Origin of the sequence: Pseudomonas migulae (genome assembly GCF_043225285.1) — a bacterium.
Lineage (GTDB): Bacteria > Pseudomonadota > Gammaproteobacteria > Pseudomonadales > Pseudomonadaceae > Aquipseudomonas > Aquipseudomonas migulae_C.
The window spans coordinates 1,210,734-1,230,537 of the sequence record NZ_CP171224.1; the positions used below are offsets into that span (position 1 = coordinate 1,210,734).

22 protein-coding genes and 1 pseudogene are annotated in these 19,804 nt (G+C 60.3%); 9 read left to right on the forward strand and 14 right to left on the reverse strand.

Annotated elements, in window-relative coordinates:
- Positions 1-34: 34 nt before the first annotated feature.
- Both ACF6ZU_RS05605 and ACF6ZU_RS05610 read left to right on the forward strand, forming a co-directional pair.
- A complete protein-coding gene (locus ACF6ZU_RS05605) occupies positions 35-901 on the forward strand; it encodes a hypothetical protein (RefSeq protein ID WP_392890883.1) in 867 nt (288 codons plus the stop codon).
- Positions 898-1,620, forward strand: a complete 723-nt coding sequence (locus ACF6ZU_RS05610) for a TylF/MycF/NovP-related O-methyltransferase (protein WP_046031989.1) — start codon at positions 898-900, stop codon at positions 1,618-1,620. Before ACF6ZU_RS05605 ends, ACF6ZU_RS05610 begins: the two co-directional genes overlap by 4 nt.
- A gap of 134 nt (positions 1,621-1,754) precedes the next feature.
- Here ACF6ZU_RS05610 and ACF6ZU_RS05615 read toward each other — a convergent pair whose 3' ends face one another.
- Positions 1,755-2,651, reverse strand: coding sequence for a LysR family transcriptional regulator (locus tag ACF6ZU_RS05615; RefSeq protein ID WP_392890884.1), 897 nt, complete (start codon positions 2,649-2,651; stop codon positions 1,755-1,757).
- Between the two features lie 121 nt (positions 2,652-2,772).
- Between ACF6ZU_RS05615 and ACF6ZU_RS05620 the strand changes: the two genes are divergently transcribed.
- Positions 2,773-3,531, forward strand: a complete 759-nt coding sequence (locus tag ACF6ZU_RS05620; RefSeq protein ID WP_392890885.1) for an SDR family NAD(P)-dependent oxidoreductase — start codon at positions 2,773-2,775, stop codon at positions 3,529-3,531.
- Between the two features lie 235 nt (positions 3,532-3,766).
- Here the strand turns inward: ACF6ZU_RS05620 and ACF6ZU_RS05625 are convergent, their stop codons facing one another.
- On the reverse strand, positions 3,767-4,213 hold the full coding sequence (locus ACF6ZU_RS05625; RefSeq protein ID WP_392890886.1) for a multidrug/biocide efflux PACE transporter: 447 nt from the start codon (positions 4,211-4,213) through the stop codon (positions 3,767-3,769).
- A gap of 88 nt (positions 4,214-4,301) precedes the next feature.
- On the opposite strand from ACF6ZU_RS05625, the gene ACF6ZU_RS05630 reads away from it, so the two are divergent.
- A complete protein-coding gene (locus ACF6ZU_RS05630; protein WP_392890887.1) occupies positions 4,302-5,156 on the forward strand; it encodes a LysR family transcriptional regulator in 855 nt (284 codons plus the stop codon).
- A 99-nt stretch (positions 5,157-5,255) separates the two neighbouring features.
- Here the strand turns inward: ACF6ZU_RS05630 and ACF6ZU_RS05635 are convergent, their stop codons facing one another.
- The 3 genes from ACF6ZU_RS05635 to ACF6ZU_RS05645 form a co-directional block, all read right to left on the reverse strand.
- A complete protein-coding gene (locus ACF6ZU_RS05635; protein WP_392890888.1) occupies positions 5,256-6,491 on the reverse strand; it encodes an RNA polymerase sigma factor in 1,236 nt (411 codons plus the stop codon).
- Positions 6,492-6,539: 48 nt separating this feature from the next.
- Positions 6,540-6,884, reverse strand: a complete 345-nt coding sequence (locus ACF6ZU_RS05640; RefSeq protein WP_392890889.1) for a YciI family protein — start codon at positions 6,882-6,884, stop codon at positions 6,540-6,542.
- 67 nt (positions 6,885-6,951) lie between these two features.
- Positions 6,952-7,377 (reverse strand): YybH family protein, encoded by a 426-nt coding sequence (locus ACF6ZU_RS05645; RefSeq protein WP_392890890.1) that lies wholly within the window; start codon positions 7,375-7,377, stop codon positions 6,952-6,954.
- A 140-nt stretch (positions 7,378-7,517) separates the two neighbouring features.
- Between ACF6ZU_RS05645 and ACF6ZU_RS05650 the strand changes: the two genes are divergently transcribed.
- A complete protein-coding gene (locus ACF6ZU_RS05650; RefSeq protein WP_392890891.1) occupies positions 7,518-8,003 on the forward strand; it encodes a GNAT family N-acetyltransferase in 486 nt (161 codons plus the stop codon).
- A 113-nt stretch (positions 8,004-8,116) separates the two neighbouring features.
- On the opposite strand, the gene ACF6ZU_RS05655 is transcribed toward ACF6ZU_RS05650, so the two are convergent.
- The 3 genes from ACF6ZU_RS05655 to ACF6ZU_RS05665 form a co-directional block, all read right to left on the reverse strand.
- Entirely contained in the window at positions 8,117-8,605 is a 489-nt protein-coding gene (locus ACF6ZU_RS05655; RefSeq protein ID WP_392890892.1) for a GNAT family N-acetyltransferase, read from the reverse strand.
- A gap of 44 nt (positions 8,606-8,649) precedes the next feature.
- Positions 8,650-9,135, reverse strand: a complete 486-nt coding sequence (locus ACF6ZU_RS05660) for a GyrI-like domain-containing protein (protein WP_392890893.1) — start codon at positions 9,133-9,135, stop codon at positions 8,650-8,652.
- A gap of 67 nt (positions 9,136-9,202) precedes the next feature.
- Positions 9,203-9,865: a LysE family translocator gene (locus ACF6ZU_RS05665; RefSeq protein ID WP_392890894.1), complete on the reverse strand. Its 663-nt coding sequence runs from the start codon at positions 9,863-9,865 to the stop codon at positions 9,203-9,205.
- Between the two features lie 140 nt (positions 9,866-10,005).
- On the opposite strand from ACF6ZU_RS05665, the gene alaC reads away from it, so the two are divergent.
- Positions 10,006-11,217: an alanine transaminase gene (alaC, locus tag ACF6ZU_RS05670; RefSeq protein WP_392890895.1), complete on the forward strand. Its 1,212-nt coding sequence runs from the start codon at positions 10,006-10,008 to the stop codon at positions 11,215-11,217.
- 125 nt (positions 11,218-11,342) lie between these two features.
- Here the strand turns inward: alaC and ACF6ZU_RS05675 are convergent, their stop codons facing one another.
- Together ACF6ZU_RS05675 and ACF6ZU_RS05680 are read right to left on the reverse strand one after the other, a co-directional pair.
- Positions 11,343-12,695 carry a GntP family permease gene (locus tag ACF6ZU_RS05675; protein ID WP_392890896.1) on the reverse strand — a complete coding sequence of 451 codons (1,353 nt, stop codon included), beginning with the start codon at positions 12,693-12,695 and terminating at the stop codon, positions 11,343-11,345.
- Positions 12,696-12,777: 82 nt separating this feature from the next.
- Positions 12,778-13,311: a gluconokinase gene (locus ACF6ZU_RS05680; protein ID WP_392890897.1), complete on the reverse strand. Its 534-nt coding sequence runs from the start codon at positions 13,309-13,311 to the stop codon at positions 12,778-12,780.
- Positions 13,312-13,526: 215 nt separating this feature from the next.
- Between ACF6ZU_RS05680 and ACF6ZU_RS05685 the strand changes: the two genes are divergently transcribed.
- The 3 genes from ACF6ZU_RS05685 (at position 13,527) to ACF6ZU_RS05695 (ending at position 16,057) form a co-directional block, all read left to right on the forward strand.
- Complete coding sequence (locus ACF6ZU_RS05685) at positions 13,527-14,558, forward strand: LacI family DNA-binding transcriptional regulator (RefSeq protein WP_392890898.1); 1,032 nt, start codon at positions 13,527-13,529, stop codon at positions 14,556-14,558.
- Positions 14,559-14,698: 140 nt separating this feature from the next.
- Complete coding sequence (locus ACF6ZU_RS05690; protein ID WP_392890899.1) at positions 14,699-15,331, forward strand: glutathione S-transferase family protein; 633 nt, start codon at positions 14,699-14,701, stop codon at positions 15,329-15,331.
- 159 nt (positions 15,332-15,490) lie between these two features.
- Positions 15,491-16,057 (forward strand): hypothetical protein, encoded by a 567-nt coding sequence (locus ACF6ZU_RS05695; RefSeq protein WP_392890900.1) that lies wholly within the window; start codon positions 15,491-15,493, stop codon positions 16,055-16,057.
- A gap of 198 nt (positions 16,058-16,255) precedes the next feature.
- On the opposite strand, the gene ACF6ZU_RS05700 is transcribed toward ACF6ZU_RS05695, so the two are convergent.
- The 4 genes and pseudogenes from ACF6ZU_RS05700 to ACF6ZU_RS05715 all read right to left on the reverse strand — a co-directional run bounded on the left by ACF6ZU_RS05700 (position 16,256) and on the right by ACF6ZU_RS05715 (position 19,743).
- Positions 16,256-16,825, reverse strand: a complete 570-nt coding sequence (locus tag ACF6ZU_RS05700; protein WP_392893712.1) for a methyl-accepting chemotaxis protein — start codon at positions 16,823-16,825, stop codon at positions 16,256-16,258.
- Positions 16,799-17,581 (reverse strand): annotated as a pseudogene (locus tag ACF6ZU_RS05705) (PAS domain-containing protein); the annotation flags it as partial. The pseudogene ACF6ZU_RS05705 and the gene ACF6ZU_RS05700, both read right to left, overlap by 27 nt.
- Before the next feature lie 618 nt (positions 17,582-18,199).
- A complete protein-coding gene (locus ACF6ZU_RS05710; RefSeq protein WP_392890901.1) occupies positions 18,200-19,213 on the reverse strand; it encodes an ABC transporter substrate-binding protein in 1,014 nt (337 codons plus the stop codon).
- Entirely contained in the window at positions 19,210-19,743 is a 534-nt protein-coding gene (locus ACF6ZU_RS05715) for a sigma-70 family RNA polymerase sigma factor (RefSeq protein ID WP_392890902.1), read from the reverse strand. Before ACF6ZU_RS05715 ends, ACF6ZU_RS05710 begins: the two co-directional genes overlap by 4 nt.
- Between the last annotated feature and the right edge of the window lie 61 nt (positions 19,744-19,804).

The window sequence follows — 19,804 nt, forward strand, 5'->3', positions numbered from 1 at the left end:
TCTTAAGAGACTCGATGCATTCAGGAGTGGAATCGTGAATCTGTACATCAATCAGCTTCAACAGAAAGCTGACTTCAAAGAAGCCATCTACGCCGGCGACATTTTCCTGAACACTCAGCTGCGCGCTGCCAAAGAGCTGTGTGCGTTCGCCCAGGAAAGCATCACCGCTGCCTTCGACGGCGAGACCAATCACCAGGCGCTGCACACGCTGATGCCGGTGGAAGAATTCGTGGTCCTGGTGACGCGCCTCAAGGGCCAGTTCACCAACAGCCAGCGCGCCAAGGACCTGATCCTGTCGTTCATCGACGAAATCGGCGTCGACCCGCGTGAATACATTTTCGACGTGCCGCGCATTCGCGTCGTACCGAACTATGAGTACCTGCACGCCGGTGTCAGCTATGCCTACAAACCGCATCGCGACACCTGGTACGGCAGCGTCGATTGCCAGATCAACACCTGGATGCCGGTGCACACCATCCGCCCCGACCAGACCATGATGATCAACGCCGGCTACTTCGATGTGCCGGTGAAGAACACCTCCAGCGAATGGAGCCTCAACGACTGGATCAACAACCAGCGGCACAAGGCCAAGGACAACCTCAAGGAGGAAGTCCGGGTGCACCCGGTGCCACTGGAAGAGATCAACACCGCGTCTGAAGTGCGCATTGCCGGCAACACCGGCGAGATGCTGATTTTCTCCGGCTCGCACTTGCATGGCACGGTTGCCAACCACACCGAACAAACCCGCTTCAGCGTGGATTTCCGCCTGATGCACCTCGACGACCTCAAGCACAAACGTGGCGCGATCAACGTCGACAGCGCCTGCCCTGACGTTGGCGCAGGCTTCAAAGACTATTTCCACGCCCACGACTTCTCGAATTTCCAAGGAATCCAGCAATGACCAAGCGTCGCATCACGCCTGCCGAGGCCCAGTACAACGAAACCCGTGCCAACGTTCTGAAACGGGTCGATGCCGAGTACGTGGCCGACGCCCCGTTCGTCTTCGCCAACCGCATCGGCGTGACCGCTGCGCTGTCGCGCATGGAGCTGTTCAAGAAAGTCGCGGAAGTACCGGGCGCGATCATTGAGTGCGGCGTGTACAAAGGCAATTCGCTGATGCTGTACATGCACTTGTCGATGATTCTCGAGCCGTACGCGATCAACCGTTCGATCGTTGGCTTCGACACCTTCGAAGGCTTCCAGAGCATCGACAAGAAAGAAGACCCGGCCGACGTCAACGAGACCATGTTCTCCGACACCGACCAGTCGCTGATCCAGGACATGATCGACGCCAACGACCTGCTGCGTCCGGTCAACCGCATCCCCCGTTGCGAACTGGTCAAGGGCGACATCGTCAAGACCGTGCCGGAGTGGGTCAAGACCCGTCCTGACCTGGTCGTGGCCATGCTGATCCTCGACACCGACCTGTACGAATCGACCAAAGTCGCGCTGGAAACCTTCCTGCCGTACATGCCGAAAGGCGCGATCGTTGTGCTGGACGAAGTCGCCTACCGCAACTTCCCGGGCGAAACCAAGGCCCTGCGCGAAGTGCTCGACCTGAACAAGATCGAGCTCAAGCGTCTGCCGTTCGACAGCTGCGTGGGCTATTTCCACGTCTGACCCAAAGCGCTGAACCTGGAATACAACCACTGTGGGAGCGAGCCTGCTCGCGATCAGGACGCTCATTCAACATCAATGTTGACTGAACCACCGCTTTCGCGAGCAGGCTCGCTCCCACAGGTTATGTCAGGGTTTCAGGTAGTGGATTGGATGGTGATTGCCAGCCAGTCCATGAACGCTCTGACCCGCAACGGCAAATGCCGTTGCCGGGCATAGAGCAGCGACACCTCCATCGACGGCGCATTGAACTGCGGCAACACCGCCACCATCTCACCGCTCAGCAGGTGCGCCTGCATGCCATTGAGCGGCGCCTGAATCAATCCGAAGCCCCCCAGGCACGCCCCTTCATACGCGTCGGTGCTGTTCACCGTGACGCTGCCCGCCATCGGCAATCGCTTCTCCACACCGTCCACCTCGTACAAAAAACCGTCCGAACGCGAACCCAATACGCCGACGTAATGCACCATTCGATGCTGTACCAGGTCCTCCAGCGTTTCCGGCACGCCATAACGCTGCAAGTAAGCCGGACTGGCGCAATTGACCATCGCAAAATCGCACACGTGGCGGGCGACCACCGATTGATCCGGCTGCACGCCGACCCGCACCACGCAATCAAAACCTTCGCGCTGCAAATCGACCCGACGATCACTGGTGCTGATTTCCAGCTCCAGGTTGGGGTGCAGCGCCATGAATTCCGGCAAGCGCGGCAACACCATCTGGCGCGCCAGAAAGTGCGGCATGTCGAAGCGAATCCGCCCTGTAAGCGAAGCGGCGTCCTGCCGAAACAACCCTTCGATTTCATCCATGTTGGCCAGCAAGTCCTTGCTGCGCTCGTACAGCACCAGGCCGTCCTGCGTCGCCTGGACCCGGCGCGTTGTGCGTTGCAGCAGACGCGTCCCCACCAAGGTTTCCAGCGCCTGAACGTGCTCTGAAACGGTGGAACGCGGCAAGCCGAGGCTTTCGCCGGCCAGGGTGAAACTCGACAGTTCGCTGACACGGGCGAAGGTTCGCAGCAGTTCCAGTTTGTTCATGGGCCGACCTTGTATTGTTCGGATTGTCCGACCAGTGATTCCAGTTTCAGCCTGTTTATCACTCCTGGACGGATAAATAAACTTCCTCCACACCGTTACTCAACACCCATGAGGAAGCCCCATGACTCGTAAAATCGCACTGATCACCGGCGCCAGCCGCGGCCTCGGCAAAAACGCAGCCCTGCATCTGGCCACCCAAGGCATTGATGTGATCGGCACCTACAACAGCCGCGCCGATGAAGCCCAGGCACTGGTTGCAGAAATCGAAAGCCTTGGTGGTCGCGCAGTGATGCTGCAACTGGATGTCGGCCAGAGTGAAGGTTTCGCGGACTTCACCACACAAGTCGAGCAGGTGCTGCGCAATCGTTTCGACCGCCAGCATTTCGACTTCCTGCTGAACAACGCCGGCATTGGTGTGTACGCGAACTTCGTCGACACCAGCGTCGAGCAGTTCGATCTGCTGATGAACATCCACCTGAAAGGCCCGTTTTTCCTCACTCAGAAATTGCTGCCACTGATCGCCGATGGCGGGCGCATCCTCAATGTCTCCAGCGGCCTGACCCGCTTCAGCCTGCCGGGTTACGGCACCTACGCCGCGATGAAAGGCGCGATGGAAGTGCTGACGCGTTACCAGGCCAAGGAACTCGGTGCGCGGGGCATTTCGGTGAACACGCTGGCGCCGGGCGCCATCGAAACCGATTTCGGTGGCGGCACCGTGCGCGACAATGCGGCGGTGAACAAAATGGTCGCCGACAATACCGCGCTGGGTCGCGTCGGTTTGCCGGACGATATCGGCGCCGCGATTGCGCTGCTGCTGGCACCGGGCAGCCAGTGGATCAACGGCCAGCGTGTCGAAGCGTCGGGCGGGATGTGTCTGTAATCCGCACGATTCACCGGTAAACGTAGAACCTGTAGGAGCCAGCTTGCTGGCGATGGTGGTTAACGATGACGCGGGACACCAGGATGAACGCGGCGCCCTTGAGCTCATCGCCAGCAAGCTGGCTCCTACAATGGACCGTGTAAACGTTGAGGTCGAAGAAGGTCGCAAAAAAACGGGCTGATCATCAGCCCGTTTTTTTGCGCTTATACCCGTGAAAGCAGGTTTCTGGCGTTTGTCAGTGAGCTCTGTACGGCTTGACCCGACTCATCACCACCCGCTCGCGCACCACGTCATACACCCAGTGGTAAACGTAGGTGTACGGCAGGAAAAACAGCAGCACCCCGGCATCCAGCAAGAACGCCTGCCACAGGCTGATGTTCAGCCACCAGGCAATCAGCGGAACGCCGACCGCCACCAGGCCGCCTTCGAACATCAAGGCATGGGCGACTCGTGTCCAGGCGTTGTGCGCGATCTCGAAACACTGCAGCACATGGTCGAACGCCCTGTTGAACACCACGTTCCAGGCCAGGGCCAGTGCGGCGATCACTACGGTGACGACGCCCATGTCGAGCATCGGTTTGTCCATGATCCACGCCAACAACGGGGTGCAGATCAGGATGGCCAGCAGTTCGAAGCCGATGGCCTGAAAAAGACGTTCAGTGATGGATTTCTGGATGTTCATGAGCGGAGCTCCTGAGTGACTGTGTTGCCATGATCCAGCCTCGCGCCGATACTTCATAACCAATAACCATCGATCAAGGCGATAGTTCATGGCCTCTCAGGAAGTGTTGCAAGCGTTCGTGCAAGCGGCGACCCAAGGCTCGTTTTCCGCGGCAGCACGTAAATTGGGGCGCAGTCAGTCGACGGTCAGTGCGGCGGTGGCGAGCCTGGAAATCGATCTGGACCTGATCCTGTTCGACCGCAGCAGCCGCAAGCCGACCCTGACGCCCGCCGGGCACGTGATGTTGCAACGGGCCGAGGACATCCTCGCGGCCACCAGCCGCCTGGAAATGACCGCCAGCCAGCTGTCCCAGGGAACCGAGCCGAAACTGACCGTGGCGATTTCCGACACCTATCAGTCCGACCGTTTCGAAGCGACACTCGGCGCGTTCGAGCAGCGTTATCCGGACCTGGAACTCGAATGCCTGATCGCCGAATGCGACGACCTGATTGCGCTGGTGCAAAGCGGTCGTGCGCACGTGGCGTTCGCCGAGCAGCAGGACAGTTACCCGCCGGACCTGGTCAGTTCGACGGTACAGGAGCGCACGGAAATCGCCTTGTTCGTGTCCCGCAAGCACCCGTTGGCGGCGTTGTCGGGCATCGATCAGGACGTGTTGCAGCAACACCGGGAGTTGCGCCTGGCGACGATCGTCAATCCGTATGAAACCCGCGCGAAGGGACGTGTCTGGTCGGCGCCGAGTTATTTGATGCTGCTGGAAATGGCCCAGGGCGGGTTTGGCTGGGCGCCGTTGCCGAGATGGCTGGTGGCGCGGTTTGATACCGGCACGTTGCAGGAGCTGGACGTGCGCGGATGGCCGAAGCCGTTGTTCGTCGATGCGCTGTGGTCGCGGCTGAATCCGCCGGGGCCGGCGGGGAGCTGGCTGTTGGGGAAGATGTTGGAATGAAGGTCCTGCGGACCTTATCGCCAGCAAGCTGGCTCCTACAAAGGGTGGCGCTGAACCTGTAGGAGCCGGCTTGCTGGCGATGGCGTCCGCCGTATCACCTCATTTCAATGCCATGATCCGAGCCTCGATAAACCGCCGCTCCGGCACCTGTTGCGTCAACCCCAACGCCCGTTCATACGCCGCCCGCGCTTCCTCCACCCTGCCCAACTGCCGACAAAACTCCGCCCGCGCCGAATGCGCCAGGTGGTAATCCGACAATTCCCCGCGATCCAGAATGCCTTCAACCAACGCCAACCCCGCCAACGGCCCGTCCCGTTTAGAGATCGCCACGGCACGGTTCAACTCGATCACTGGCGAAGGCACGGCCGCCAACAGCACGTCATACAGCCCCACGATCTGCATCCAGTCAGTCTGCGCCGCCGTCGGTGCTTCGGCATGCACCGCCGAGATGGCGGCTTGCAGGCAGTAAGGTCCGAATCGCCGCGTGCCCAGTGCGCGCTCGATCAGTGCGCAACCTTCGGCAATCATTCCGGCATCCCACAGCGAGCGGTCCTGATCGTCGAGCAGGATCAGCTCCCCGCTCGACGAGGTTCGTGCCGGGCGTCGTGACTCATGCAACAGCATCAGCGCCAGCAGGCCCATCACTTCGGGTTCGGGCAACAACTCCATCAACAGGCGTCCGAGGCGGATCGCTTCGCGGGTCAGGTCTTCGCGGGTCAGCTCGGTGCCGATGGACGCCGAGTAACCTTCGTTGAACACCAGGTAAATCACCCGCAATACGCTGTCGAGTCGTTCGGGCAACTCGGCCAGGGTCGGCACTTGATAGGGGATCTTCGCGTCGCGGATTTTCGCTTTGGCCCGCACGATGCGCTGGGCGATGGTCGCCGGTGCGGACAGGAACGCCCGGGCGATTTCCTCGGTGGTCAGGTCGCAGACTTCGCGCAAGGTCAGCGGCACCTGGGCGTCCGCCGCCAGTGCCGGGTGACAGCAGGTGAAGATCAGGCGCAGGCGATCGTCTTCCACGGCTTCGTCACTCCAGTCGGCCTGCTCCAGCGCCTCCAGTTGCGCGATCAACAGCGGTCGGGACGCGGCAAACCGCGCGCGCCGACGCAATACATCGATGGCCTTGAAGCGCCCGGTGGACACCAGCCAGGCCCGCGGATTGTCCGGCACGCCGTCACGCTGCCAGCGCTCGACCGCGATAAAAAAAGCTTCGTGCAGGGCTTCTTCGGCGAGGTCGAAATCGCCGAGCAGGCGGATCAGGGTCGCGAGGATCCGCCGCGACTCCTCACGGTAGACCTGCTCGACCCGAGCCTTGACCGACGCGTCGGCCATCAGCCCTGATTGCCTTCAATCACCCACATCACCACGCAAACCTCCTTTTCAGGGATTCAACTGCCGAACCGGTCGCACCTCGACACAGCCGACCCGGGCCGCCGGAATGTTGCCGGCGACCTGGAGCGCTTCATTGAGGTCCTTGGCGTCGATCAGGTAGAAGCCGGCCAATTGCTCCTTGGTTTCGGCGAACGGGCCATCGGTGATCGACACCTTGCCGTTGCGCATGCGCACGGTGGTGGCGGTCTGCACCGACTCCAGCGCCTCGGCGGCGACCATCCGCCCGCTGCCCTGGATCGACTCGGCGTAGGCCATGCACTCCTCGTCCTTCGGGCTCTCGGGCAGCGAATGCAGCAGGCGTTCGTCGCTGTAGACCAGACATAAATATTTCATCGCGCTCTCCTGACCGGACGGATCAACTATGGCTGCAGTTGGGTCTGTGGGTGGTACTTCCCGACGATCAGGGCTGCAGGCCGAACAATGCGGTGCCGCTCGTCATGTCGAACGGCGCCGACCAGTGTTCGTGGACGATGCGCCACTGCCCGCCGTCGCGCCGATAGCAGGCGGTCACGCGCATCCAGCAGGCCTGGGTTTCACCCTGCTCGTTGGTGCCGCCGCAGTGGGCCAGCCAGTGGGCGAAAGCGATGTGTTCGTCCGCCACGACGTTCATGTGGTCGAAGTCGAATTTATGCGGCCCGGGGCACATTTCCATGCATTCCTGCCAATGCGCGCGGTAGGCGGGTTTGCCGCGGAATTGCAGGGCCTTGACGGCGTCGTAGGAGACGATGTCGTCGGCGTACAGGGCCATGATTTTCTCGACGTCCTTGCCGATCACAGCCTGGCGATACGTGTCGATCAGGGCCTCGATTTCGTGGGTAGCGCTCATGATGGTTCTCCGTGGTTTTTGTTGTGAAGACACCCTTAGTCGTCTGGCGCGATGCCAAATCGACCGTCACATAAAAATAATCCATGAACGCAAACCCGTTAGAATCCGAGGCTCATTTATCGTGGAAAAAGGACACTCCAGTGACGACCCGACTCGTGCCTTACGACAGCCTGAACGCGCACCAGCGCCAGCAGGTCGAGGCCATCGAAGTGCACAAGGAACAGATCAAGTTCTCCGGCGACATTCACGGTGCGTTGCACACCTTGCTGTCGAAACCGGGGCCCGGCGTCAAAGGCTTTGCCCTGCTGGCCGATGAGATTCCCGTGGCGTTCCTGCTGCTCAAACGCCCGCCGGTGTTACCCGCCTGGGCTAACGAGCACAGCGCCACCTTGCATGCGCTGCAAGTCGACCAGCGCCAGCAGGGAAAAGGGTTTGGCAAGGCGTGTCTGGTTGCCCTGCCCGACGTCGCGCGCGAGGCGTTTCCGGAAATACGGGGGCTGGAATTGTCGGTGGACGCGGACAATGAAGCGGCAATCGCGTTGTATGCCAGGTTTGGCTGGATCGATAGCGGCGAGGCCTACAAGGGCCGGATCGGTTACGAACGGCGGATGGGACTGCTTTTTTAAAATCAACACACATCACTGTAGGAGCCGGCTTGCCGGCGATTGCGGTGTGTCAGCCAGCACTTATGTTGACTGACACACCGCGATCGCCAGCAAGCTGGCTCCTACGGGGGATCTTACAAACTCAACACCATTTCATGCCAAGCCATCCCGCCATGGTCCGACGCGGACGGTTTGACGTAGGCAAACCCGAACCCGGCGTACAGCGGAACATGGTGTTCCTTGCACATCAGGTCGATGCTGGTCTTGCCCAGCCCGCGCATGCGCTCGATGAATTCGCCCATCAAGCGTTTCGCCAGGCCCTGGCCCTGATAATCCGGATGCACCACCACCGACATAATCACCACGTGCGGGCCGGCCGGGTCGTGGCCGATCAGCTCCTTGAACGCTTCGTCCGACATCTCCACCTGAAACGTCGCACCGGAATTGATGAAACCGGCCACAACGCCTTCCACTTCGGCGACGATGAAACCTTCCGGCCAGGTGGCGATGCGGGTGGCGATTTTCTCGCGAGTGGCGGCCTCGTCGCCTTCGTAGGCAACGGTTTCGATGGCGTAGCAGCGGTCGAGGTCAGCGGGTACAACGTGACGGATAACGGTGGTCATGGCGGCTCGAATTCAGCGTTGAACAGGCCGCCAATCATAGGGCATCAGGCCTTGAGCGGCAGCCATATTTCCAGCACACCGGTGTTGAGCTTCGGGTTGAAGTCTTCGCTGTAGCGTTCGAATTCCGGCGCGTCCGCCGCTTCTTTGCCGGACTGCGGCAGCCAGGTTTTCCAGATGTACTGAAACACCGCAGGCAAATCGTCGAGCGGGCCTTTGTGTTCGAACACCGCGTAATGCTGGGGCTGAACCTCGACCCAACGGTATGTCTCAGGAAGATCGTCGAGCTTGTCGATCTCGACCCCGGCGATGTATTCGAAGCCGCCCTTGCCATCCGGATTGCAGCAGATGCCGTAGGTCACTTCGCTTTTTTGACCCGGGATCTTTCCGATATGCGGGATGAATTTTTCCCAGAGCTCGGGGATGCCCTGGGTAGTCGCCTGGGTAAAGCGGCCACCCAGCCCTGCGATCAGCAGGAAGTGCCCGTGTTCGAAACGTGGCTCGGCCAGTTTCACGCCTGATTGCTCGTCCATGACTCGACTCCTGGATCAAAAAAGTGGGTTCGGCTGGGAGTATAGAAGCCAAACCCGATTAGCCCAGTCACAGGCTGTGCAACGCCTCGACGGCAGCGCTGCCAACGAACTCGTTGTAACCGGATAGGATCACGTACACCGCGAAATAGCAGAAGATCGCCGCCGATGCCATGTAGGAATAGCGCAGCAACTTGTCGCCCAACAACTTACCGCCATGGCTCGCCGCGAAGCACAGGCCGGCGGACCACAACAGGCCGGCGCAGAGAAAACCACCAAGGAACAACGCCGAACTGAGCGCCCCGCCACCGCCGGACCGTGCGATCAGCGTGCCGCCCACTGCGGCGAACCAGAGAATGGCGCTGGGGGACGACATGGCCAGGAAGATCCCGCGAAAGAACTCCTTGCGGTGCGAGTTGTGGCCCACCTCGGCGGTTTCGGCCAACAGCGCTTCATGGTGGATCGCCGAGTAAATCATCTTCGCCGCGAAATAGATCAACAGCGCCGAACCGCCGATCCACAGCACCCAGCGCACGGTTTCGTACTGCAGCAAAACGGTCATGCCGGCCAGGGCCAGCACGGCGTAGATCAGGTCACCGACACAGGTCCCCAACCCCAGCGCAAAGCCTTGGAAATAGCCGCGTTGCATGGCCAGCGTGATCATCGCGATGTTGGCTACGCCGATGTCCAGGCACAGAGAAAGGCTCAGCAAAAAGCCGCTGCTAAATTCCATCGACCGATTTCCTTCGGAAAAAATTTGTTTACGTGGAGGCTGGACAGTCTGCCACAGCTGCCCGTACATTCCGCCACAGGTCACCGCAGTGACCAGCGTCGCTCGGACGGTTCCGGGCGCTTACGTTATCCGAGGCAACAATGGCCGAACAAGGTTCGCCGCGCCGCTTTGCGCGCATAGATCGACTCCCCCCTTACGTTTTCAACATCACCGCCGAGCTGAAGATGGCCGCCCGTCGTCGTGGCGAAGACATCATCGACTTGAGCATGGGCAACCCCGACGGCCCGACGCCGCCGCACATTGTCGAAAAACTCGTCACCGTTGCCCAGCGCGAAGACACCCACGGCTACTCCACGTCCAAGGGCATTCCGCGCCTGCGCCGGGCGATTTCCAACTGGTACAAGGATCGCTACGAAGTCGATATCGACCCGGAAAGCGAAGCCATCGTCACCATCGGTTCCAAGGAAGGCCTGGCGCACTTGATGCTGGCCACCCTGGACCAGGGCGACACCGTGCTGGTGCCGAACCCGAGCTACCCGATTCACATCTACGGTGCCGTGATTGCCGGCGCCCAGGTGCGTTCGGTGCCGCTGATTCCGGGCGTGGATTTCTTCGACGAACTGGAACGGGCGATTCGCGGCTCGATCCCGAAACCGAAGATGATGATCCTCGGCTTCCCGTCCAACCCGACCGCGCAGTGCGTGGAGCTGGACTTCTTCGAACGCGTCATCGCCCTCGCCAAGCAGTACGACGTGCTGGTGGTGCACGACCTGGCCTACGCCGACATCGTCTACGACGGCTGGAAAGCCCCGTCGATCATGCAAGTGCCGGGCGCCAAGGACATCGCGGTGGAGTTTTTCACCCTGTCCAAGAGCTACAACATGGCGGGCTGGCGCATCGGTTTCATGGTCGGCAACCCGGAACTGGTCAACGCCCTGGCGCGGATCAAGAGTTACCACGACTACGGCACCTTCACTCCGCTGCAAGTCGCGGCGATTGCGGCGCTGGAAGGTGATCAGCAGTGTGTGAAAGACATCGCCGAGCAATACCGCCAGCGCCGTAACGTGCTGGTCAAAGGCCTGCATGAACTGGGCTGGATGGTCGAGAATCCGAAAGCCTCGATGTATGTCTGGGCGAAGATTCCCGAGGCGTATGCACACCTGGGTTCGCTGGAGTTCGCCAAGAAACTGCTGGCCGAGGCCAAGGTCTGCGTCTCGCCGGGTGTCGGATTCGGGGAATATGGGGATGATCATGTGCGCTTTGCGCTGATCGAGAACCAGGACCGGATTCGTCAGGCCGTGCGCGGGATTCGCGGGATGTTCAGGGCGGATGGGCTAGTCAGCAAATCTTGACACCTGACACATAACACTGTGGGAGCGAGCCTGCTCGCGATAGCGGACTTACATTCAACATCTTCGTTGAATGTTAAGTCCCCATCGCGAGCAGGCTCGCTCCCACATTGGGTTCTGCGGTGTGCTTAGACGAACAACGACAACAGCAGAATGAAGCCCAGGCCAACCACCGACAGGATGGTTTCCATCGCCGTCCAAGTCTTGAAGGTTTCTGCCACGGTCATGTTGAAGTACTGCTTCACCAGCCAGAAACCCGCGTCGTTGACGTGAGACAGGATCAACGAACCGGCACCGGTGGCCAGCACCAGCAGCTCACGGTTCACACCCGGAATCATCCCCACCACCGGCACCACGATGCCAGCGCCAGTAATGGTCGCCACGGTCGCCGAACCAGTCGCAATGCGGATCACCGCCGCCACCAGCCATGCCAGCAGGATCGGCGAAATCTGCGCGGCCACCGCCATGTTGCCGATGACGTTACCGACACCGCTGGTCACCAGCATCTGCTTGAAGCCACCACCGGCACCGATGATCAGAATGATCGCGGCGGTTGGCGCGAGGCTCGCATCCAGCCATTTGAGCATCTGGTTCGAACCAATGCCCTGCTTGTAACCGAAGGTGTACAGCGACAGCAGCAAGGCCAGCAACAGGGCCGAGATCGGGTGACCGACCAGGTCCATGAAGGTGCGGAAGAAATTGCCTTCCGGCAACGCCACATCGGCAAAGGTCTTCAGCAGCATCAGGAACACCGGCGACAGCACGGTGACCAGGGTGATGGCGAAGCTTGGCAGATCGGCGGAATCGGTCTCGCGGGCCAGTTGATCCACCAGCTCCTGATTCGGATGGCCGGGAATGTACTTGGCAATGAAGGTGCCGTAGATCGGGCCGGCGATGATGGCAGTCGGCAGCGCGACGATCAGGCCGTACAGAATGGTTTTACCGATGTCGGCACCGAACACGCCGATGGCCAGCAGCGGACCCGGGTGCGGTGGCACCAGGCCGTGCACGGCGGACAGACCGGCCAGCAGCGGGATACCGATCTTGATGATCGACACGCCGGTACGTCGGGCGACGATGAACACCAACGGGATCAGCAACACGAAACCGATTTCGAAGAACAGCGGAATGCCGACCAGGAACGCGGCGAACATCATCGCCCACTGCACTTTTTCCTTGCCGAACGCGCGAATCAGCGTCTGGGCAATCTGATCCGCCCCGCCCGACTCGGCCATCATTTTGCCGAGCATGGTGCCCAGCGCGAGGATGATGCCGACGAAGCCGAGCACGCCACCGAAGCCGTCCTGGAACGCCTTGATGATGGTGCCGATCGGCATGCCGGAGGTCAGCCCGAGAAAGGCTGCGGCAATGATCAGGGCAATGAACGGGTGAAATTTGAACTTGGTGATCAGGACGATAAGCCCGATCACCGTGACCACTGCATCGAGCAGCAGGAACGTCTCGTGGGACATGCCAAACATTAGGGGTGTCTCCTGGTTGTTGTTGTTATTAAAGCGGGTAATTCGAAAGCCATAAGGACAGCGCTATCTCTGCAAGCAAAATTTAACCGGCGCGTTTCAGGCCGTGTTCCAGCCACCAGACGTGGGCTTGCTTCGCCAACTGGTCGACGCTGTGGGTCGAAGCATCAAGGGCCAGGGTCAGCGGCTCGCCAACGGGGGATTCAAGGGTGGCGAACTGGCTGTCGATCAGGGTCGACGGCATGAAATGGCCCGGCCGGTGGGACACACGATCGGCGGCCACTTCAGGCGTGAGCTCAAGGAACACGAAGCCCAGGCCCGGCAAGGCGCTGCGCAGGACTTCGCGGTAACTGTGTTTGAGGGCCGAGCAGGTCAACACCGGGCGCTGGCCCGTGGCATCGACGCGGCGCAGTTCATCGCACAGGCTGTCGAGCCAGCCGGCGCGGTCGTCATCGTTCAGGGGAATGCCCGCGCTCATCTTTTCGATATTGGCGGCGGGGTGAAAAGTATCGCCTTCAATGGCAGTGGCGCTGCTGAGCTCGCACAGGGCATCGCAGACGCTTGTCTTGCCGCAACCGGCAACGCCCATGATGACCAGGGCGGTGATGGGATGATTCATGTAACACCTCAGCGCGCAGACAGCGCTACCTTTGCCAGTTATGACACTAGTTCAAAAGTAGAAGTTGCCGACGCCTTCTTGTCATTTTTGTGGGTTGCAGCATGTTCGTTCCCAACGCCGAAAAGCGAGGTTCAGGCAAAACTCGCTTACGCATTTGCAGCTGCTTCGGGACAGCGCTACCTTAGTGCCTTGTATTTTGTTTGGCAAGCCGCCCGATGACCTCCCCTAAAAACGATAAAAATACGCGAACCACTGGCCGTCCGACCCTCAATGAAGTCGCCCGACTCGCCGGCGTCAGCCCGATTACCGCCTCCCGCGCCTTGCGCGGCGTCAGCACCGTGGCCACCGAACTGGTGGAAAAAGTGCAGAAAGCGGCGCTTGAACTCAACTACGTGGTCAACCCCGCCGCCCGCGCGTTAGCCTCGGCCCAGAGCCATTCCGTGGTGGTTTTGGTGCCCTCGCTGTCCAACCTGCTGTTCATTGATACGCTGGAAGCCATTCATCAGGTTTTGCGACCAAAGGGCTTCGAAGTGCTGATCGGCAACTTCCATTACTCCCGCGACGAAGAAGAAAACCTGCTGCGCAATTACATGGCCTATCAGCCGCGCGGTTTGCTGCTGACCGGATTCGATCGCACGGAAAGTTCGCGGCGGATGATCGAGGCGAGCAACATTCCCTGCGTGTACATGATGGAACTCGACAGCGCCGCCGGGCTGAATTGCGTGGGTTTCTCGCAACTGGCGGCTGGCGAAACGGCAGCGGAGCATCTGCTGTCACGCGGCCGCAAGCGCCTGGCCTACATCGGCGCGCAACTGGATCAGCGCACCTTGCTGCGCGGCGAAGGGTTTCGCAAAGCCCTGAAAAAAGCCGGGCTGTATGACCCGGACCTGGAAGTGCTGACCCCGCGCGCGTCTTCCGTCGGCCTGGGCGGCGAACTGTTCCTGCAACTGATCGCCAGTCATCCGGATGTCGATGCGATCTTCTTCGGCAACGACGACCTGGCGCAGGGCGCGCTGCTGGAAGCGATGCGCTGCGGGATCAGGATTCCGCAGCAAGTGGCGATCCTCGGCTTCAACGATCTGCCGGCCTCGGCGCACATGGTCCCGCGCTTGAGCAGCATCAACACCCCGCGCGAAGCGATCGGCCGGCGTGCGGCGGAACAGATGCTGACGTTGATGGCGGGCAACACGGTGGCGAAACCGGTGCAGGACATGGGGTTCGAATTGAAGGTGCGCGAGAGCACGTAATTCCTGTAGGAGCCGGCTTGCCGGCGATCGCATCACCTCGGTTCATCAGATAAAACGCGGTGATGCCATCGCCAGCAAGCTGGCTCCTACAGGGGTATTCTGAGCGTTCAGAAGCATCGAGTGGCCAGAGGAGTAGCTCCATGGAACATGCACTGAAGATTCTCGGCAAAGCGTCGTCCATCAACGTCAGAAAAGTTCTGTGGACTTGCGAAGAGCTGGGCCTTTCCTACGAGCGCGAGGACTGGGGCAGCGGCTATGCGTCGACCCACAGTCCCGAGTTTGTAAGGCTCAACCCCAACGCGCAGGTCCCGGTGATCATCGACGAGGCCGGTGTGTTGTGGGAATCCAACACCATCTGCCGCTATCTGGCCGGCAAACACCAAAACACCGACCTGCTGCCCCACGAACCGGCGGCCCGCGCCCGGGTGGAACAGTGGATGGATTGGCAGGCCACCGACCTCAATTCGTCCTGGAGCTACGCGTTCACCGCGCTGGTGCGCAAGGACCCGGAATTCCAGGACGCGCACCGGATCGCCGTCGGCCTGCGCGGCTGGAATCAAAAAATGGCGCTGCTTGAACATCAGCTCGCGGCCACTAAAGCCTACGTTGCCGGCCCCCGGTTCACCCTGGCCGACATCGTCATCGGGCTGTCCGTCAACCGCTGGCTGATGACCCCGATGGATCGACCCGACTTCCCCGCCATCGACGAGTACTTCCAGCGACTCGCACAACGCCCCGGCTTTCTCAAACACGGCTGTAACGGCCTGCCATGATCGGTCGACCTCTGCCGCCCGGCGGCAAGGGTTGACCGTAACAACCCGGATACAGGGTTGCTAAAAAATCATAAGTAATTGAAACGTATGAACTTAAACGTTTAGGCACAGTAATTGCTCCCGTCGCGGCACCACAAACACCTACAAGGTCTACTCATCATGTTGGTCAGTGCCAAACAGAATTTGACGATGCCGCTTCCCAAGAAGCCGGGTGACGACCCAACTGCGGAAGCTGCCGCCGGTCTTCAGGGCGTGTTGATGCAGAACCTGCAGAACACGATGCAGGTTCAGATGAAAAAGTACGAAGGGCCGATTCTGTCCACCGTTTCCAAACTCGCCACGGAACAGGTCAACGCCGCCAGCAAAATCGCCGATAACGTCGATGAAGCGTTCGCGAAAACCCGCGTGGCGTTGCAGGCGACCGATGCGAAACTTCCGGCAGACACCCAGACCAAATTCGGTGGCGGTACAGCCACGGATCAGTTCAAGGACTACATGAGCAAGACGCCGGAACAGCGTTTGCGCGACAGTATCCTGGACGAAATGGGCATTACCGAAGAAGACCTGAAAGCCATGCCGCCAGAGAAGCAACTGGCGATCGGCAAAGAAATTGCCGATCGTCTGCAGGACAAGATGAAACTGGCGCAGACCGACAAAGCCGACGCTAGCAACAGCACCGAGAAAGGCAGCGCCCAGGTGGTCGACAAGTTCCTCGCCTCGCTGTAACCACGGAGATACCTCCGTAGGAGCCAGCTTGCTGGCGATAGCGATCTCACAGACGCCATCGCCGGCAAGCCGGCTCCTACAGGGATCGGGGTGGATTCGAGGTTGAGGGCTCACCCAAAAACCGTAGGAGCCAGCTTGCTGGCGATAGCGATCTCACAGACGCAATCGCCGGCAAGCCGGCTCCTACAGTTTTGGGTTTCAGTTCAGCTGCAGCGTTGAGTTGAACTGGCTGATTGCATCCACCACGTGCCGTGACCCCTGCTGAATCTCCAGGATCACCTCCCCCGCCTCGTTCGCCAGTTCGACCCCAAGGCCGGTCCGGCTCAGGCTCGACTGCATGCTCGACACCGCACTCAATGACAGATCATGGTTCTTGCGCACCACGTCGACGATCTCCAGCGTCGCCTGGCTCGTGCGGGCGGCGAGGCTGCGAACTTCGTCGGCGACCACCGCAAACCCGCGCCCGTGCTCCCCGGCCCGCGCCGCTTCGATCGCCGCGTTGAGCGCCAGCAGGTTGGTCTGATCGGCAATGCCGCGAATGGTCTGGACGATGGTGCCGATGATGTCGGACTGCTTGCTGACCGCATCGATGCTCAGCGCCGCCTCGTTCAAGTCCCGGGAAATGTCCTGAATGATCTGCACCGTTTGCTGCACCACCTGAGAGCCCTTCTGCGCGCAGGCATCGTTTTGTACAGAGGTGCTGTGGGCCGATTCGGCAGCGGTTTGCAGGGTGGTCACCTGGTTGGTGATGTCGCTGGCGAACTTCACCACTTTGTACAACCGGCCCTTGGTGTCAAACAACGGGTTGTAGGACGCTTCAAGGAAAATGGTATGGCCGTATTTGTCCCGGCGTTCGAAACGGTGCGAGTGATACTCGCCGCGATTCAGCGAAGCCCAGAACGCCTTGTAGTTTTGTGAATCGGCTTCCGCGCGGTGGCAGAACAGGCTGTGATGCTGACCGACGATTTCGTTGAGCGAATAATGCGTGGTCTTCAGAAAGTTATCGTTGGCGGTGATGACGTGACCTTCGGGAGTGAACTCGATCACCGCCATGGAACGACCGATCGCCGAGAGCATGCTTTCGTTTTCGTGCTCTCTGTTGACCCGCTCCGAGATGTCTGTGGCCACTTTAATCACACTGGTAACTTGCCGATCGCGGCCGAACACCGGCATGTAACTGGCTTCCAGCCAGATCTCCTTGCCGCGCTTGTTCAAACGGGAAAAGGTGCCGCTGACCGGCTCGCCACGGGCCAGGTCGCGCCACAACTTGGCGTAGGCGTCGCTGCGGTAATACGCCTCTTCGCAAAAGATCCGGTGATGCTTGCCGCGCACTTCTTCGGCGCTGTAGCCCATGGCGGCGCAGAAGTTTTCGTTGGCATCGAGGACGATGCCTTCAGGGGTGAACTCAATCATCGCCATCGAGCGGCTGACGGCGGCCAATTTGGCGTTGGCCTCGGTCAGTGCGCAGCTGTAGCGTTCGATTTCCAGCAGGTCAGCCTTGTGATGTAGGTTAAACATGTTCATTTCACCCTAAGCGCGGTCTTTTGATTGATGAAAGTTCTTCGGTCTTTCAACGTATCCACCACAACGTTCCATGGAACAGGCACACGCATTCCTCCAAGGGAGGAATTGTCAGGTGATCAATGATGTTGAATCGGAGAGTCCATGTGGCAACGCTCTTATCAAGACATCCGTCTCTTGATAGCCCGGGACCGGGCCAGCCCTAACGTTATTTCCATAAGTAACTCCCTTTACCGCAACACTCCCTGAGGCTCGGAACCGGTGCCTTTGATTGCACACTCTGGAGCCCGCATGACGGTCATCGCATGACGACCGACATAGTTAGTTATGAGTGAGCATAGACAGCCGCAATGGGCTTGCAAGGCCACTAGTCGGCCAGTATCTGGGACAAAAACGGTTCAGCTCGCACTTACGCGGCTGTTTGCGATTGATTGAAATCGGTGGCCGGCGTCGGTGGGATTCGGCAGAGGGTGGATTTGCATCCGGCAGTGCAGGCGGCGTTGGCCGTGGAGTTGATGCAGGTCTCAAAATCATCGCGAGCAGGCTCGCTCCTACAGGTCTAGCGCGGAACCTGTAGGAGCGAGCCTGCTCGCGAAGGCGATGTAACAGGCGCCTGAGAAATTACAGGCTCGAACTCACTTTGCTCGCCACCTCCCCCGGCACCCAGCCCTTCCACACCTGCGGCTGATCACGCAAAAACGCCTCAGCGACCTGGCGCGGTGGCTGGCGTTTTTCGCTCATCTGCGCCAGCGTTTGGTTCAGCAGATCAATCGGCAGATCGACCTTCTCGAAGAACGCCACCAGATCCGGGTACTGCGCCTTGAACGGTGCGGACACGCCAATGGCCAGGCTCGCCGGCATCGAGCGCGTGCCCTTGGGGTTCGGGTTGTTGGCATCGGCCAGGGTTTTCCAGGCTTCGGCGTCGAATGGCGGCTCGTCGAGCTTCACCAGTTTGAAACGCCCCAGCAACGGCGTTGGCGACCAGTAGTAGAACAGCACCGGTTTGCCACGACGGATCGATGAAGCCACTTCGGCATCCAGCGCCGCGCCGGAGCCGGTGCGGAAGTTGACGAAGCTGGCGGTCAGGTCATAGGCCTTGAGTTTCTGGCTGTTGACGATCTCCGAGGTCCAGCCGGTCGGGCTGTTGAGGAAGCGTCCGCGGCTCGGGTCTTCCGGGTCGCGGAACACGTCTTTGTAGCGCGCCAGGTCGGCGACGGATTTCAGCTCAGGGGCCAGCGGTTTGATCCCGCGTTCCGGGTCGCCCTTGATCACGTACTCCGGCACCCACCATCCTTCGGTGGCGCCTTTGACCGTGTCGCCCAGGCCGAACACTTTGCCTTCCGACGCCGCCTTGACCCAGGCCGGGCTGCGTCCTGCCCACTCTTCGCCGATCACTTGGATGTCGTTCTTGGCCAAGGCCGCTTCAAGGCTGACGGTGCTGCCCGGCAAGGTGTCGGTCGGGTAGCCGTAACCCTTTTCGACGATCAGCCGCAGGATCTCGGTGATCAGGCTGCCGCTTTCCCAGGTGATGTCGCCAAAGTGGATCGGCGCGGTTTTCTCGGCGGCGGGCGCGTGGCCAGCCACGAGGCTGAGCGCCAGCAGCGAACCGCCAAGCAGGTTTTTTATTGATTTCATGCAGACCTCTGGTGCAAGGGTTCATTGGCGCTGTGCTGGGCGCACAACGCTTGGGAGCGGGTCATGTAGACGCTGACCGAGCGCTGGGAAATGCCCAGTTCGGCAGCAATTTGCGGGTAAGTCAGGCCGTCGATGCGCGACAACAGGAACGTTGCGCGGACCTTGCCCGGCAGGCGATCCAGCGTTCGGTCGAGACCGTGCAGCGCCTGGGTCAGTTGCAACAGTTCCTCGGGCGAGGTCGCTTGCGGCCGGTCGGCGTTTTGCAGTTGATCGAGGTGCTGACGTTCCAGGTCACGGCGGCGCCAGAGCTGATAGATCAGCCGCTGGGCGATGGTGGTGAGCAGCGCGCGAGGCTCGCGAATCGGGGTCAGGCCCGGGGATTCGAGCAGTTGCGCGAAGGTTTCGGCGGCGATGTCTTCGACGCTGGAACTCGCCCCCAACTGTCGTCGCAGGTGGGCGCACAGCCAGGCGTAATGGGCGCGGAACAATCCGCCCACGTCGTTGCGATGGGAAAGGTCGGTGCCGGACATAGAGGCTCCAAGGGTTAGGGTCGCTGAATGTCCGGAGGTCCGGTGACGCGAATCCTAGCAA

Coding starts and splice junctions, on each gene's coding strand:
- ACF6ZU_RS05620 (WP_392890885.1), top strand. CDS start 2,773: ATGACTCGTAAAATCGCACTGATCACCGGCGCCAGCCGCGGCCTCGGC.
- ACF6ZU_RS05715 (WP_392890902.1), bottom strand. CDS start 19,743: ATGTCCGGCACCGACCTTTCCCATCGCAACGACGTGGGCGGATTGTTC.
- ACF6ZU_RS05665 (WP_392890894.1), bottom strand. CDS start 9,865: ATGGAATTTAGCAGCGGCTTTTTGCTGAGCCTTTCTCTGTGCCTGGAC.
- ACF6ZU_RS05610 (WP_046031989.1), top strand. CDS start 898: ATGACCAAGCGTCGCATCACGCCTGCCGAGGCCCAGTACAACGAAACC.
- ACF6ZU_RS05695 (WP_392890900.1), top strand. CDS start 15,491: ATGTTGGTCAGTGCCAAACAGAATTTGACGATGCCGCTTCCCAAGAAG.
- ACF6ZU_RS05690 (WP_392890899.1), top strand. CDS start 14,699: ATGGAACATGCACTGAAGATTCTCGGCAAAGCGTCGTCCATCAACGTC.
- ACF6ZU_RS05710 (WP_392890901.1), bottom strand. CDS start 19,213: ATGAAATCAATAAAAAACCTGCTTGGCGGTTCGCTGCTGGCGCTCAGC.
- ACF6ZU_RS05685 (WP_392890898.1), top strand. CDS start 13,527: ATGACCTCCCCTAAAAACGATAAAAATACGCGAACCACTGGCCGTCCG.
- ACF6ZU_RS05635 (WP_392890888.1), bottom strand. CDS start 6,491: ATGGCCGACGCGTCGGTCAAGGCTCGGGTCGAGCAGGTCTACCGTGAG.
- ACF6ZU_RS05645 (WP_392890890.1), bottom strand. CDS start 7,377: ATGAGCGCTACCCACGAAATCGAGGCCCTGATCGACACGTATCGCCAG.
- ACF6ZU_RS05630 (WP_392890887.1), top strand. CDS start 4,302: ATGGCCTCTCAGGAAGTGTTGCAAGCGTTCGTGCAAGCGGCGACCCAA.
- ACF6ZU_RS05655 (WP_392890892.1), bottom strand. CDS start 8,605: ATGACCACCGTTATCCGTCACGTTGTACCCGCTGACCTCGACCGCTGC.
- ACF6ZU_RS05675 (WP_392890896.1), bottom strand. CDS start 12,695: ATGTTTGGCATGTCCCACGAGACGTTCCTGCTGCTCGATGCAGTGGTC.
- ACF6ZU_RS05680 (WP_392890897.1), bottom strand. CDS start 13,311: ATGAATCATCCCATCACCGCCCTGGTCATCATGGGCGTTGCCGGTTGC.
- ACF6ZU_RS05640 (WP_392890889.1), bottom strand. CDS start 6,884: ATGAAATATTTATGTCTGGTCTACAGCGACGAACGCCTGCTGCATTCG.
- ACF6ZU_RS05625 (WP_392890886.1), bottom strand. CDS start 4,213: ATGAACATCCAGAAATCCATCACTGAACGTCTTTTTCAGGCCATCGGC.
- alaC (WP_392890895.1), top strand. CDS start 10,006: ATGGCCGAACAAGGTTCGCCGCGCCGCTTTGCGCGCATAGATCGACTC.
- ACF6ZU_RS05660 (WP_392890893.1), bottom strand. CDS start 9,135: ATGGACGAGCAATCAGGCGTGAAACTGGCCGAGCCACGTTTCGAACAC.
- ACF6ZU_RS05615 (WP_392890884.1), bottom strand. CDS start 2,651: ATGAACAAACTGGAACTGCTGCGAACCTTCGCCCGTGTCAGCGAACTG.